Raw genomic sequence first — 14,686 nt, 5'->3', positions numbered from 1 at the left:
TGAGTGCCAAAGCTTGGATGTAAAGGGGTTCGGCTTCGCTGTATCTGCCTTGGGAACGGTAGAGTGACGCTAGGTCGTTGAGGCTAACGGCGACAAATGGATGTTCTTCTCCGAGCAGTTGACGCCTGAGTGCCAAAGCTTGGATGTAAAGGGGTTCGGCTTCGCTGTATCTGCCTTGGAAGTAGTAGAGTCCCGCTAGGTTGTTGAGGCTAAAGGCGACAGATGGATGTTCTTTTCCCAAGCGATTTTTAGTGACTTCTAGACATTGTTTGCACCAAGGTAAAGCTTGGTTATATAAACCTTGACCATTATAAAATGTAACGTTGCCGAAGAAAGGCCAAACTAAATCATCATCGCTGACGTATTGAATGAGATGATTCGCTACTTCAGCTATATGAGGAATGGCGGGAGAAACGGCGGTGATTTGCTCAAGGGTGGCCGAGTTAGGAATATATTGGGCAACTTCTACCATTACTTTGCAAAACCAAAGCTTGAAATTCTCTGCCCGATCTAAATCCGTAAACTTGTATTGAAAAAACTCCCGCAACAATGGATGCAGTTGGTAGGTTCCCTCACCTTTGCGTTGTAGCAAATGCAGATTCAACAAGCTATCGTCTCTAATTTCCTCTAAATATTCTGTATCATCATCTTTTAAACACTGTTCCACCAAGTGCCAAGGTATAGGTGCTGCGGCAAATAAACTCAGCAAACAGCCAAGCTGCTTATCGCTGTCTTCTAATTCCTGCCAACTCAACTCAAAGGCTGCTAACACACCCCGTTGTGCTGTCATATCGCCTTCTGATTTCATAAGGGCGGGTTGTTCTAGTCGCTTTTTCTCCAACCGCCGCAACATTTCTGTTACAGATAAATCCTGTTTCCGGGCCAAATATCGCCCGACTAATTCCAAACCCAAAGGCAAATATCCCAACCACTCACACAACTGATTTGCAACAGCCAATTCTTGCTCAATTCGCTGTAGTGTTTCTTTAAAAAATGACTTTAATAACTCCAGCGCCGCTTCTGGTTGCAATACATCTAAAGATAATTCCTTTATAGATGCTCCTAAGTGTTGGCGCGTGGTAATCAACACTTTAAACCGGGAAGATAACGAAGGTAAATAAGGCTTAACTTGTTGATATTCTCCAACATCGTCTAAGACTATCAGCACATCGCCCTCACGCCAAAGCCGAAAGCAGTATTGCACTTGGGCGAGTAAATCAAAATCTTCTGGTGGGTTTAAATCAAGGTGAGTTCTGGCAAACTGGACAATTTGAATGCCCACATCTTCAGCCTTTGCCAGCAACCAGCAAATTCCACCCTTGTAAGTTTCACGGTGAGCCTTTGCATATTGTAAGGCCAGTTCTGTTTTACCCAGTCCACCCATGCCTGCGATCGCAGCAATTACCACCTGATTATTTTCCTGCAACATCTCATGCAGCTTTTGCAGTTCAGCTTCACGTCCAATAAACTCCACCACCCCACTCAGGGGTAAATTTTGCGGTGTTTCAGTAGAAGGATTTAACTTTACCCGTTCCTCAACAGGCGACTGTAGTCAGAAGATATTAGTACCAGTGAAAGTATTTCCCTGAAAGACGTTTTTAATAGATTCAGCTAACTTTGTAGAATTGATAACACCTGCTGGTTGCGAATTTAGGTCATTCGCTAGCGCCTGGACTTTCGGCGCTACTTGAGGATCAGCATTTGCTGCTGCTTCCACTTCTCGCACAGATTGAGCAATTTCAGTATCTGCATCTGCTGCTGCTTTTAACTCCAGCACCGCTTTGCCATAATCTAACGGCTGCTGTGTTGCATCCGCTAGCAAGGGTAATTTATTTTTATTATGTAGCTGTTCGATTAACTCACGACTTTTGTCTAATGCAGCTTCCCCAAGCTTTTCGCCAGTTTTTTCTAGAGCTTTAGTTAAAACTATAGTAGCGATCGCTGTTGCAACTGCTGTTAATGTTACAGGTTCCATAATTTAGTAATAAAATACGACATCCCACTGGGAAATACAAATGTAACTCTGTCTATTTCGGAAATATATCACACATATTAAAGTCAACACACCAACTGATGCATGATACCCAATTGCTACCTCGGATTAATGCCACAGCTAAAAGAGAAAATGGTAAACAATATTATGTAGATGCCAACGGAAATCGTTTTCCCAGCGTGACTACAATACTTAATGCCACCAAATCACAAGCAGACAGAGACAGATTATTAAACTGGAAAGCGCGTGTTGGTACAGAAGAAGCTACCCGCATTACTACAACTGCTAGCCGTCGGGGAACCCAAACACACAAACAAATTGAGCGCTACCTGCTTGGACAAAACCCTGTTTGTCCCGAAGCGAGTCGCCCTTATTGGGAGAGTATCCAGCCAGTTTTACAACAAATCGATACAGTTAGACTTGTGGAAGGCTCTGTTTTTCATCATGATTTGAGTTATTCTGGCAAAGTTGATTGTATTGCCAGCTATCAAGGTATTCCTTGTATTTGCGAGTGGAAAACAGCAGACAAACCCAAAGGTTCAATTGAGCATTTATATGAACATCCACTACAACTTACGGCATACATAGGAGCAGCTAACGAGTATTATCGGGATTATGGCATTCAGCTAAAGCACGCTCTCTTGGTAGTAGCGATTCCAGAAATGCCAGCAGAGGTATTTTGGTTTGAATCAGCAGTCATAAAAGATTACTGGGAGGAGTGGGAAAAAAGAGTTGCTGAATATTGGGAACGCAGAAGCGTTTGGGGTTAGTCAGTGAGATTGCAAAGTTACCGAAAGACTGCATAATACACAGATGTCGGGTTTTATATGCATCCAACATTACTAATTACCCGGACTTGATGCCATTAGTAATTACAAACTGTTTAATTGCCCTTGGTCATTTGTCCTTAGACATAGCGGATTTCGCATGATACAAATTTTACAGATAAAAACCTGGTAATCCAGATTAAATAAGGCTTTTCACGGTATCTGGAAAACCTCACTTCTATTTCTCTCTCCTTAAAGGACGAGAGAAATAGAATTTTCCCCCTTCCCGCGACGAGTTGGGGGTTAGGAGGTTAGGTTTTTCGTGCACTTTTCCACATAACGTGAAAAGTCAGATATTAAATAAGGCTTTTTTAATATTGAATTGGGATAAGTATGCCTTTCAATATATTCATATATGCATATCCTTTACCGCTCTAATCTCAGCAATTAGATAGGTGAAAATAGATTTTCTTTGATGCTGTAATGTTATTAAATAACTTGCAATAAAATTTCAGTGTCTTCTCAATAGAACGAACCGCAATTTTTGCAAGTTAATATTTTTACCTAAGTAAGTGGCAATTTCAAATAATGGAAAATACATTAGTTGATAAAACCTTTCGTGACAGCAGTGGCAATATTGTTATAGCTCAAGTGCCAAACCCACCACTTATTCTTTGGATAGCAGCTAGTTTACTAACTCTAGCTTTTCCAAGTGGTAAAACCAATACAGTATTAGACTTTGTGGCAAATGCCTCCTTGTTTACTTGGGCGTGGCTGGAACTATTTCAAGGCGTTAATTATTTTCGCAGAGGGCTAGGTCTTGCCGTATTGATTGGTCTGATCGCATTAAAAATTGTGTAAGTCATTGTCAAGAAGCAAGTAATAAATAATACTAATCAAAGAGGAGTTACCGGACTCCCTTTTTTGTTCAAAGTCCAAAATGTGAATAAAGTCATACTGAAATTATGACTTTATTCCACTGTATCTTCTTGTTTAGTCTTTTAAACTGAGAGCAATACAGCAAATCAATTAAGTCGTGTAACAAATAGAACTTACTGTAAACCTAATAGCTAAGAATATTTGTTCGCTAATTATTGATAAATGCTGTAGAAGACTCAACTAAATTGATGGAGATTTGAACATGAAAGGTATTTTATTAGGTACATTACTTGCTCTTCCATTGGCAATTTCCTCCTTGCCGTCACAAGCATCGGCAGCAGAAATCATTGTCAGACCTAATGTTCATAGAGCTGGTATTGTGCATAGACCTGTTGTTGCCAGATATCAACGAAAGTTAATTCCTGCACATTGGGAAACAGTACGACGCGGTAACAGGTGGGTTAAGGTTCGAGTTCCTGCTCGTTATGTAAATGTAAGAGTTTAATATCTAAATAGAGGCTAACAACTCAAGTAGGGTTGTTAGCCTCTATTAGATAAAATTTGTTGCTAAATAAGACTTGCAAAGTAAAACAAGTATCTCAGATAAGTCAATTTAATTAACATGAATATATATCAAAGTTCTCGAATTTTAAAAAAAATTACAATATTTATACTTGGAATTACTTTAGTGACAGCCTGCGGTTCAATTCAGGCTGAAGAAAAAAATATAACTAAAGAAAAAATTGTGAGTGGTGATAATTATGGAGAACTATATGACCAAGGAAAGTTACGTACTTACTATTTTTACACTCCAAAATCTTATAATCCAGACCGCCCGATGCCGTTAGTTTTAGTGTTTCATGGAGATGATGGTAATGGTCGGTCTATCAGTAATGTGACTCGTTTCAATGAATTAGCAGATAAAAAAGGATTTATTGTTGTTTACCCAGATGGAATTGACAAAAAATGGAGCCTTAGAGGTAACCCTCAAGGAAGGGTGGATGATGTTTCATTTGTCAATGCTTTGATTAATCATCTTCAGCAGCAAATCAAAATTGATAGCCATAAAGTTTATGCCACCGGTTTTTCTAGAGGTGCCATACTTACCCAAGCACTGGCTTGTAAGTTACCTGATAAAATTTCTGGTTTTGCATCAGTAGCTGGTTCGCTCCCAGTTAGACTCAAATCTAATTGCCAGCCTCGAACTTCTATATCGATGTTAACGATCAACGGTACAAACGATCGCGATGTCCTTTATGAAGGTGACGATCGCACTCAACGAGGAGCGCTACTTTCTATCTCAGATATGGTAGATTTTTGGCGATCGCACGATCGATGTACTTCATCAAATGAATCTCCGAAGTTTTCTAAAGATAAAGTGAAAACCGCTATCTACACAGGTTGTAGTGGTAACTCAGAAGTCTGGCAGCTAGCGGTAGTAAACGGTGGACATTTCTGGCCTGGTGGTTCTTCAACTGACGAGAGTGTAAACAAATTCAATGCAAAGCTGGGGCTGAACGCCAGTGAAACAATTTGGAACTTTTTTCAAACTCACAGTTCGTAGATTGATATCGTTAAACACCATTTTGCTTAAACCACGCTAAAAGACGTTTCCAACCGTCCTTAGCTTCTTTTTCGCGGTAGGAGGGGCGATAATCGGCAAAAAAAGCGTGAGGTGCATCCGGGTAGACAATGATTTCAGATTTGCTGCTGCTGGACTTTAAGCGATCGCGCATCTGCTCTACTGTATCGAGAGTAATACCCGTATCCTTACCGCCGTAGAGTCCGAGAATGGGAACTGTCAGTTTTGATGCAATATCGACGGGATATTTGGGCTGAAGTTCGGTAGCATCGCCCACAAGCCGTCCATACCAAGCCACACCAGCCTTCACCTTGGGGTTATGGGCTGCATATAACCAGGTAATGCGACCACCCCAGCAGAAGCCTGTAATTGCCAATTTATCGGCATTACCTTTAGCTGATTTCACCGCCCAGCTTACAGTTGCATCAAGATCGGATAACACTTGGGCATCTGGTACTTTGGCGACAATTGGGCGAATTTCGTCTATATTGCTTAACTTAGTGACATCGCCTTGACGGATAAATAATTCGGGTGCGATCGCTAAATACCCCAACTTGGCAAAACGACGGGTGATATCCTGAATATGCTCGTGTACGCCAAAGATTTCCTGAATTACCAGGACGATAGGGAAATTGTCACCAGTAGCCGGTGCTGCTCTGTAAGCAGGAATTTCCCCATCTTTAACGGGAATTTTCACCGCACCAGTTACCAACCCCTTGGCATCGGTGGTGATGACTTCGGCAGAAATGGGTTGTACTGCGAGGGCAAAACCCGTCGCCACGGTGGCAGTTGCAATAAATTTGCGGCGTGTTATTTCTTTCATCATCTCTACCTTGAATTGGCAAAAACTTTGTAAATACTACGGTTTAGCAATCAGTTTATCGCGATATTAGCTTCCTTTGCCGTCTAAGCGTTCCTTATCTGTGGCTGTCGTTATCGAAAAGTCGGACGTATTGCCAAAGAAAAAGCCACCTAAACAATTTTCTGTGCTAAGTTCCTTTATAGTTAGGTTCCTGTACGATCAAATGCGCGGTAGGGTAGGTGTACAAATTCCACAGCCGCAAAAAAGTCCTTCTATCTCAACGCCAGCAAGCATTTCAGCCCATTAATGCCCAATTTTAATTCGCGCAATCTCTGAAATGCTTACAAGAATTAGGTTTCAGCCTTCAACCTTTCCCGACACTCTTTCCAAACGAATTCTCTAATGCTATGATTGCTCTTGAATCGCGAAACCGCACCTTGAAAACTAAATATAGCTTGGGTTTCAGGCTCCCGCTATTGCAATTCATCAAAATCCCTATTAGGGATTGAAACTTCAGGATAATAGACTTGCCACCAACTGTCTTACGAATTGCAATTCATCAAAATCCCTATTAGGGATTGAAACAAACCATCGTGTATCAATAATGCGGGCTTCGAATTGCAATTCATCAAAATCCCTATTAGGGATTGAAACTAACAAGTGGTGGAGCTGGGGGTGGTGATGATGGTACAGACGAAATTGCAATTCATCAAAATCCCTATTAGGGATTGAAACGGTCTGTATTGTATGTTGCATCGCTTCGGTGCTTATTGCAATTCATCAAAATCCCTATTAGGGATTGAAACTAGCAGTTTTCTCACCCCACGCTTGTACAGCTATTGCAATTCATCAAAATCCCTATTAGGGATTGAAACAGCCCACTTCCCCCAATAGTCAAACAATTGCACAGATTGCAATTCATCAAAATCCCTATTAGGGATTGAAACCAAGAAATAAGTTTGGCGAGATTAGGGTAGAGATTGCAATTCATCAAAATCCCTATTAGGGATTGAAACGCAGATGCCAGCGATGAATTGTTGCTCGTTGATGGTAAATTGCAATTCATCAAAATCCCTATTAGGGATTGAAACAATAGACACCCTTCGGATAAAGTGACACCTTAAAATTGCAATTCATCAAAATCCCTATTAGGGATTGAAACGATTAAAAATTACGATTACAAAGGCGCTCCCGGTATTGCAATTCATCAAAATCCCTATTAGGGATTGAAACGAGCGATTGCTTTATAGTACGGCGGCTGCCGGGAATTGCAATTCATCAAAATCCCTATTAGGGATTGAAACAGGTGAGTACACATACGCATCGCAATATCAACAAAATTGCAATTCATCAAAATCCCTATTAGGGATTGAAACGAGTGTTTTTGGTCGCCGGATGCGATCGCTGACGAAAGAATTGCAATTCATCAAAATCCCTATTAGGGATTGAAACCAAAGGGTAGCTATTGACCCATTACTTGCAGAATTATTGCAATTCATCAAAATCCCTATTAGGGATTGAAACGGCTCTAATAGGGTTCTTGATTAAAAAGTACCTCATTGCAATTCATCAAAATCCCTATTAGGGATTGAAACGTTCTCGGTCTGTATTGTATGTTGCCTTGCTATCATTGCAATTCATCAAAATCCCTATTAGGGATTGAAACAAGCGGCTAAAAACAAGGAAAATAGCAATGAATCAATTGCAATTCATCAAAATCCCTATTAGGGATTGAAACACGGATTACACGGGGAAATATAAGAGAGATTGGGGAAGGGATTGCAATTCATCAAAATCCCTATTAGGGATTGAAACAACATGACGAGATTTACAATGCGTCCGGTGTGGTATTGCAATTCATCAAAATCCCTATTAGGGATTGAAACTTTCTTCGTAAATCCTTTGAACTCATCAGCTTCCCTCAAGAATTGCAATTCATCAAAATCCCTATTAGGGATTGAAACAGCCTATTCTCCTTTTACCTTTTGAGCGTGGCGAAACCTAGAATTGCAATTCATCAAAATCCCTATTAGGGATTGAAACAGAAGATAGCTAATCATCCTTTGATTATCCTCGCAATTGCAATTCATCAAAATCCCTATTAGGGATTGAAACGCCACAAAGAATTATTTGGAAATATTGAAGGACATTGCAATTCATCAAAATCCCTATTAGGGATTGAAACAATTAAAGGCTGGAAACATGAGCCGTCCACCATGATTGCAATTCATCAAAATCCCTATTAGGGATTGAAACGCAACCACAGTAGAAACTCCTGTTCGGGCGCAAGATTGCAATTCATCAAAATCCCTATTAGGGATTGAAACCAAAAGCTTCGGAATTATCAAACGTTAACGGCATTATTGCAATTCATCAAAATCCCTATTAGGGATTGAAACTAATTAAAGTAGATTCTGTGGATGCATTTGCAGGAATTGCAATTCATCAAAATCCCTATTAGGGATTGAAACCTTTATATAAATATTTAGTCATGGATGCTGTGGTTTAAACAAGAGTGAGTAAAGGCTGTAGTCCACTTGAATGGACTTAAGGGAACTCCAAATAAAAAATACTCAACTACTTCTTGTGGGGTGGGCGTCTCGCCCGCCCATAGCCAAGGGCGGACAAGATGTCCACCCCACAAGATTGGATAATTTATTTGTTGGAAGTCCCTAAGCTATTAGCCAAGAAATTTATCTCTTGGCTAAATATTGGGCAGGTGCAAAATATAACTAAAGCGTATCCTTCACTTCTTCGCCTGTATCACTTGCAAACTACCACCAGCATATAAAGTTGGCTCACACACTTCAAACCCAGTTTCAGTTAATAATCCAGCCAAATCAGTTTTTAACAATTCCCAAGCTGTTTCCGTCTCAAACAACAACAAAAACACTGATATCCCAGGCCAAAATATCGGATTCGTAGGAGCGTGAAAATCCACCAGCGTAAACACCCCTCCTGGTTTCAGCACCCGATAAACTTCACTGATAATTTTTCGCAATTGCTCAGGCTGCATCTCGTGTAGTGCAACGCTGGTATGCACCACATCAAATAGATTATCTGCAAATGGCATCTTCTCGGCAAAAGCTTCGACATAAGAAGCTAATGGTACATTTTGCCGCGCTCGTTGCAAAGACTTGGGTGAAGCGTCCAATCCTGTTACATTTTGTGAAAATTTTACCAAAACTTGCGTCGTTTGACCACTGCCGCAACATAAATCTAAAACTTGAGTATCTGAGTGAATTGTTAAGCCTTGCAAAGCAAGTTGTCGAAAACGAGCTTCACCACCTACACTTAAGGCTGCTAAACGAGAGATACCATCATATAGCCACTGATAGCGGTAACTCCAATCCCTTAAAATTGTTGCCATTGCATATTTCCTTGCTATTAAGCTTTATTATTTAATAAAGATATATTGTTAACATTAGTAAAAAACCTGAAAAGATTGGGGGAAAGTAACTGCTATGGGTCGTGTAGGCGTCTTATTACTCAATCTCGGTGGCCCCGATAAGCTAGAGGATGTCGGGCCGTTTTTGTACAACCTATTTTCCGATCCGGAAATTATTCGCCTACCATTTCGCTGGTTGCAAAAACCCCTAGCCTGGTTTATTGCCTCGCGACGAACCAGAACATCTCAAGAGAATTATAAGCAAATCGGTGGTGGTTCTCCACTGCGGCAGATCACAGAAGCGCAAGGGGAAGCTCTCAAAGAACAGTTGGGTTATTTAGGACAAGAAGCCAATATATACGTGGGAATGCGTTATTGGCATCCTTATACAGAAGAAGCGATCGCACAGATCGCTCAAGATAATATAGAACACCTGGTAATCTTACCACTCTATCCCCAGTTTTCTATTAGTACCAGTGGTTCCAGCTTCCGGTTATTAGAAAAGCTTTGGCAAGAAGACTCAAAGCTTCAACCTATTGATTACACCGTCATTCCTTCCTGGTACAAAGAACCAGGCTACCTGCAAGCAATGGCGGAACTCGTAGCCCAAGAACTCGAACAGTTTCCTAATCCAGACGAGGTTCATATATTCTTCAGCGCTCACGGCGTTCCCAAAAGCTACGTTGAAGAGGCTGGCGACCCCTACCAGCAAGAAATTGAGGAATGTACTGCCCTGATTATGCAGACCCTCAATCGACCCAATGCCCACACTTTAGCTTACCAAAGTCGCGTCGGCCCAGTAGAATGGCTCCAACCCTATACTGAGGATGCCCTCAAAGAACTAGGTGCAAAAGGCGTGAAAGATTTGGTTGTCGTGCCAATCAGTTTTGTCTCAGAGCATATTGAGACACTGCAAGAAATTGATATTGAGTATCGGGAAGTAGCAGAAGAATCAGGAATTCATAATTTCCGTCGCGTTCCTGCTCCCAATACCCATCCGGTATTTATTAATGCACTGGCAAGCTTAGTGATTGATGCGCTGAAAAACCCCAGTTTCAAGCTTTCGCAAGCTGCCCAAATGAAAAAAATGGTGAAAATGTATCCCCAAGAGCGTTGGGAATGGGGTCTGACTACTAGCGCTGAAGTCTGGAATGGCCGGATTGCCATGCTGGGCTTCATTGCCTTAATCATCGAGCTGATTACCGGTCACGGCTTTTTGCATATGATTGGACTTTTGCAATAAAAGGCATTGAGCATTGAAAACAAGCAGAGGAGCGGGGGTGCAGAGGAGCGGGGGTGCAGAGGAGAAAAATCTTCTCCCCCCTGCCCCCTGCCTTATGCCCCATACCTCCTGCTCTTGTTGTGATACCAGTCATACCACTGCTTCGCACTACGAACTGCAAACCAGAGCAGTATTAAAGCAATTAATCCTCCTTGCCAGGGAGCATCAAAGGCAAAAAGTACTAGAGCAACACACAAGGTATCTTGAAGAAAGACTGCCCACAACGGCAAGCCGCGTAACCGATAGAACCAACCAACTTGAACTAGCTGGAGTACTAAAGCTAATGAACCCCCAATTAAAGCAATGAGCCAGTTTGGTGTTGCTGTTGCGTTAGCTACTGCTAAACCCATAATTGCTCCCACCACGGGAGACATTAATAACTGAACTAGTTGTAGCAATCTTTGCCCCCATAACTTTTTTGAGGCTAATAATTCAACTAAAGACCAAAAGATTAGGCAGCCGAATAAGATTGGTGGAGAAATGTGAGATAAAACTGGTACTTGCGACCACAAGTTACTACCCTGCAACAATCCCACGATCAGCAGAGGTATACCTATTCTCATTCCTGCTGCCGCAGAGGCTGAAAGTGTGGCTAGGATTTCAATCATCAAGGCACTCGAAGCACTAATAAACAAATAAGTAAGTATTTGTTATGTATACTACCCAAATCTGACAAAAATTCGAGCACCAAACTGACAGTCTTTAGCAATGAAATGTTAAAGATTTTTGGTATCTTAATATATTGTTTTTTGACAATATTTGCGTATTTTTTGGGTAACAAATTAGTAGTAAGCGCTTAAGCGCTCACTACAAGCAAATTAATCCTAAATGCCCAACCGTTGATAAACCTCTTCTAAATGCTTCAGATGTTGCTGGGGGTCGAAACAGACCTCTAGTTCTGCTGGAGACAACTTTTCGGTAACGCGAGGATCTTTGCTAATCAAGTCCTGGAAATTACCTTCCGGCTTGTTCCAAGCGGCGTGAGCGCTTTCTTGAACGATCGCATAAGCTTCCTCTCGCTGGCTTCCCTTGTCTATTAAAGCAAGTAGCACTTTTTGACTAAACACAACGCCGCCATAGCAGTTGAGATTTCGTTTCATGTTCTCAGGATAGACCAACAGGTTTTTCACCAAGTCGGTTATTTCTGACAACATAAAGTGCGTCAAAGTGCAAGCATCTGGCAAAATTACCCGTTCTACAGAACTATGAGAAATATCCCTCTCATGCCAAAGAGCAATGTTTTCCAAAGCTGCACCGGCATGGCTTCTGACGAGTCGCGCCATTCCCGTCAACCGTTCCGAACGGATGGGATTGCGCTTGTGTGGCATTGCCGAGGAGCCTTTTTGACCTTTGGAAAAGAATTCTTCAACTTCCAGAACGTCTGTTTTTTGCAGATTGCGAATTTCTACAGCAAAACGTTCGATGGATGCCGCTACCAAAGCTAATTGTTGCACATAGTCGGCGTGGCGATCGCGGGAAATAACTTGGGTTGAGGCCGTATCCGGTTTGAGTCCGAGTTTTTCACAAGCGATCGCTTCTACACGCGGTTCAACATTCGCGTATGTTCCCACCGCACCAGAAATCTTACCCACAGCGATCGTTTCGCGGAGAATTCTCAGGCGTTCTTGGTGTCGCAACACTTCAGCTAACCAGCCAGCTAGCTTGAAACCAAAAGTAATCGGTTCAGCGTGAATACCGTGCGATCGACCAGCCATCACCGTCTGACGATGTTCCCGTGCTTTTTCGCGAATTACCTGAATCAAATCTTCCAGACGTTGCAACAATATATCCAGGCTGGCAACCAATTGCAGTGCTAAAGCTGTATCCAAAACATCCGAACTAGTTAAACCCAGGTGAATATAGCGGCCGGCATCACCTACATATTCGTTGACATTTGTCAAGAAAGCGATAACATCGTGGCGGACTACAGCCTCAATTTCCAGCACCCTATCGGGGTCAAAATCTGCCTTAGCCTTAATTTCCTCAACAGCCTCAGATGGAATGTAACCAAGTTCAGCTTGAGCCTCGCAAACAGCAATTTCGACTTGCAGCCAAGTTTTTAGTTTATAGGCTTCACTCCATAGATTAGCCATTTCGGGCAAAGTATAACGCTCAATCACAGTTCGGCACAGAATACAACCGTCATATTTTACAGTCTAATCAATGTAGATCGCTTTTTAGTGTTGCTTTTTGCTCAGGGACGGAACTAGTTTTAGAGTCCAAGGTGATGATACTAATCCTGCCGTCAGCCTCCATATATGCAAACTTCACATCTGCTAAAAATTCCACACCTTGCTGACGTAACTTGCTCATCAACTCATCGTCTGTAATTAACTCTCGTTGCAAATGACGCTCAATCATCCGACCATTTTTTACTAATAGCAGTGGTGGCTGATTCAGAAAACGTTGGAACTGGGGTATTTTGTAGCCCAACCAGTTCAGCAAGTAGCTCCAAAAAATCACAGTTCCTACCAGGATAGCGCCTTCAGTAATTGATGTATAATTACTTGCCATAGCATTTTGGGCAGCTTCAGCAAATAGCACAACTACGAGTAAATCAGTGATTCCTAGTGTTCCTAGTTGTCGGCTAGGAAGAAAACGTAGCACTGAGAACAGCGCTAAATAGACCAGCGAACCACGGATAATTAACTCAAAGATGCTGATGCTAGGAATAAAGATTGCCTGCCAATTGATAAAAAACCATTTTTCCATTAGCACTGATTTTTTTCCTTTCTCAATAAATTTCTGGAAAAAATCCAGTATTTGGTTATTTATCTGTGGTCTTATTTCATAAAACTGACTTTTACTAGAGGTTAAATACTTCAACATCTATCAGAATTACAAACATATAATTCCAGGATTCAGGGATTAAAATCGCTGATTTTTTCTTCTCTGTTTTAAACGCTTGGACTTCTTAAAAGGCTGGAATAAGCGATTAATAAAGTTAGAAGAAGGCTTTTTATTAGCCGATGCTTGTCTTGTTGGAGCCTTGCCATTATTTTCCGTGTTATCCGATAAAGGTATGGCATGTTTAGATGGGGTTATGCCGCTACCGTACCTTCTGGCATAAACTTGGGTAAATTCCGCTCCGAAGAAAAGAATCTGCGCGGCATAGTTAACCCAAGCTAAGATTACCACCAGCGAACCAGCGGCACCATAGGCTGAACCAAAACTGCCATTACCTAAATATTGTCCTAACAAAAATCTCCCGATAGAAAACAAAAAGGAGGTGAGCATAGCTCCAATTAAAACATCACTCCAACCAATTTCGACATCTGGTAGAACTTTAAAAATGAGTCCGAACAGGAATGTAGTGATGGCAAAAGAGAGGATAAAATTGAGAATTTGCCAGAGGAAATCGACACCTGGCAGCAAGTTGCTAAAGTAGGTTACTAATGCTGCTAACGCCGTACTAATTACCAGAGAAACTAAAAGTAAAAAGCCAATACCGATCACCATTGCAAAAGACAAAACGCGTAGGCGAATCATGTTAGTGACGCCGCGTCCGGGTTTCGGTTTCACTTCCCAAATCGTGTTGAGGGAATCTTGCAACTCGGTAAATAAACCAGTAGCACCCAAGAGTAGAACTACAACACTAATGATAGAAGCGATCGCTCCTGTCTGTGGTTTGTTAGCATTGCTAATAGCTGTTTGAATAAATTGTGCCCCATCTTTGCCAACTAAACCTTGAATTTGTCCAACAATTTGCCCCCTCGCCGCCTCTTCTCCAAATACTGCCCCTGCGATCGCAATTACAATAATTAGTAACGGGGCGATGGAAAAAATCGTGTAATAAGCTAACGCCGCCGCTAACCGTGAGGCTTTATCCTCACTCCATTCTTTGAATGTCTCTTGTAATAACTTCCAAATCGCCTGCAAATTCATCCAATCAGTCTCCTTTGGGGATGTCGCTTACTTCCTGATATATTTGATACTGATTTCATAAGTTGAGGCATCCCCCCAAGGGAGTTTGTCAAGCGTCCTTGGGGAGGA

13 protein-coding genes and 1 CRISPR repeat array are annotated in these 14,686 nt (G+C 41.7%); of the genes, 5 read left to right on the top strand and 8 right to left on the bottom strand.

All coding sequences use genetic code 11. From position 1 onward, the window contains the following. Both V7L01_RS34245 and V7L01_RS34240 read right to left on the bottom strand, forming a co-directional pair. Positions 1-1,477 (bottom strand): tetratricopeptide repeat protein (locus V7L01_RS34245; RefSeq protein WP_442937068.1); only part of this gene is annotated, 1,477 nt, incomplete at its 3' end. 75 nt (positions 1,478-1,552) lie between these two features. After that, entirely contained in the window at positions 1,553-1,975 is a 423-nt protein-coding gene (locus V7L01_RS34240; RefSeq protein ID WP_334837345.1) for a hypothetical protein, read from the bottom strand. Positions 1,976-2,073: 98 nt separating this feature from the next. On the opposite strand from V7L01_RS34240, the gene V7L01_RS34235 reads away from it, so the two are divergent. The 4 genes from V7L01_RS34235 to V7L01_RS34220 all read left to right on the top strand — a co-directional run bounded on the left by V7L01_RS34235 (position 2,074) and on the right by V7L01_RS34220 (position 5,203). Beyond that, positions 2,074-2,763 (top strand): PD-(D/E)XK nuclease family protein, encoded by a 690-nt coding sequence (locus tag V7L01_RS34235; RefSeq protein WP_335042784.1) that lies wholly within the window; start codon positions 2,074-2,076, stop codon positions 2,761-2,763. Between the two features lie 585 nt (positions 2,764-3,348). Continuing rightward, complete coding sequence (locus V7L01_RS34230; protein ID WP_335042783.1) at positions 3,349-3,621, top strand: hypothetical protein; 273 nt, start codon at positions 3,349-3,351, stop codon at positions 3,619-3,621. Between the two features lie 280 nt (positions 3,622-3,901). Beyond that, entirely contained in the window at positions 3,902-4,144 is a 243-nt protein-coding gene (locus tag V7L01_RS34225) for a hypothetical protein (protein ID WP_335042781.1), read from the top strand. 117 nt (positions 4,145-4,261) lie between these two features. After that, positions 4,262-5,203 (top strand): extracellular catalytic domain type 1 short-chain-length polyhydroxyalkanoate depolymerase, encoded by a 942-nt coding sequence (locus V7L01_RS34220; RefSeq protein ID WP_335042780.1) that lies wholly within the window; start codon positions 4,262-4,264, stop codon positions 5,201-5,203. A 10-nt stretch (positions 5,204-5,213) separates the two neighbouring features. On the opposite strand, the gene V7L01_RS34215 is transcribed toward V7L01_RS34220, so the two are convergent. Further along, the gene (locus tag V7L01_RS34215) at positions 5,214-6,044 is read right to left on the bottom strand and encodes a dienelactone hydrolase family protein (protein ID WP_335042787.1); all 831 of its coding nucleotides are present in this window, start codon (positions 6,042-6,044) and stop codon (positions 5,214-5,216) included. A gap of 454 nt (positions 6,045-6,498) precedes the next feature. Further along, positions 6,499-8,494: a CRISPR direct-repeat array (repeat unit 37 nt; unit sequence ATTGCAATTCATCAAAATCCCTATTAGGGATTGAAAC). A gap of 275 nt (positions 8,495-8,769) precedes the next feature. After that, on the bottom strand, positions 8,770-9,393 hold the full coding sequence (locus tag V7L01_RS34210) for a class I SAM-dependent methyltransferase (protein ID WP_335042779.1): 624 nt from the start codon (positions 9,391-9,393) through the stop codon (positions 8,770-8,772). 94 nt (positions 9,394-9,487) lie between these two features. Between V7L01_RS34210 and hemH the strand changes: the two genes are divergently transcribed. Further along, positions 9,488-10,654, top strand: a complete 1,167-nt coding sequence (gene hemH, locus V7L01_RS34205) for a ferrochelatase (RefSeq protein ID WP_335042778.1) — start codon at positions 9,488-9,490, stop codon at positions 10,652-10,654. Positions 10,655-10,746: 92 nt separating this feature from the next. Here hemH and V7L01_RS34200 read toward each other — a convergent pair whose 3' ends face one another. The 4 genes from V7L01_RS34200 to V7L01_RS34185 all read right to left on the bottom strand — a co-directional run bounded on the left by V7L01_RS34200 (position 10,747) and on the right by V7L01_RS34185 (position 14,578). Further along, positions 10,747-11,301, bottom strand: a complete 555-nt coding sequence (locus tag V7L01_RS34200) for a DUF4126 domain-containing protein (RefSeq protein WP_335042777.1) — start codon at positions 11,299-11,301, stop codon at positions 10,747-10,749. Positions 11,302-11,517: 216 nt separating this feature from the next. Then, positions 11,518-12,813: an adenylosuccinate lyase gene (purB, locus tag V7L01_RS34195; RefSeq protein ID WP_335042776.1), complete on the bottom strand. Its 1,296-nt coding sequence runs from the start codon at positions 12,811-12,813 to the stop codon at positions 11,518-11,520. Positions 12,814-12,853: 40 nt separating this feature from the next. Then, positions 12,854-13,405, bottom strand: coding sequence for a DUF421 domain-containing protein (locus V7L01_RS34190; RefSeq protein WP_335042774.1), 552 nt, complete (start codon positions 13,403-13,405; stop codon positions 12,854-12,856). Positions 13,406-13,561: 156 nt separating this feature from the next. Further along, positions 13,562-14,578, bottom strand: a complete 1,017-nt coding sequence (locus V7L01_RS34185; RefSeq protein ID WP_335042772.1) for a YihY/virulence factor BrkB family protein — start codon at positions 14,576-14,578, stop codon at positions 13,562-13,564. Between the last annotated feature and the right edge of the window lie 108 nt (positions 14,579-14,686).

The sequence above is a fragment of the Nostoc sp. genome, from assembly GCF_036917095.1.
GTDB lineage: Bacteria > Cyanobacteriota > Cyanobacteriia > Cyanobacteriales > Nostocaceae > Nostoc.
Note: the sequence above shows the minus strand (reverse complement) of the source record. Positions and strands in the feature narration are given on the sequence as shown.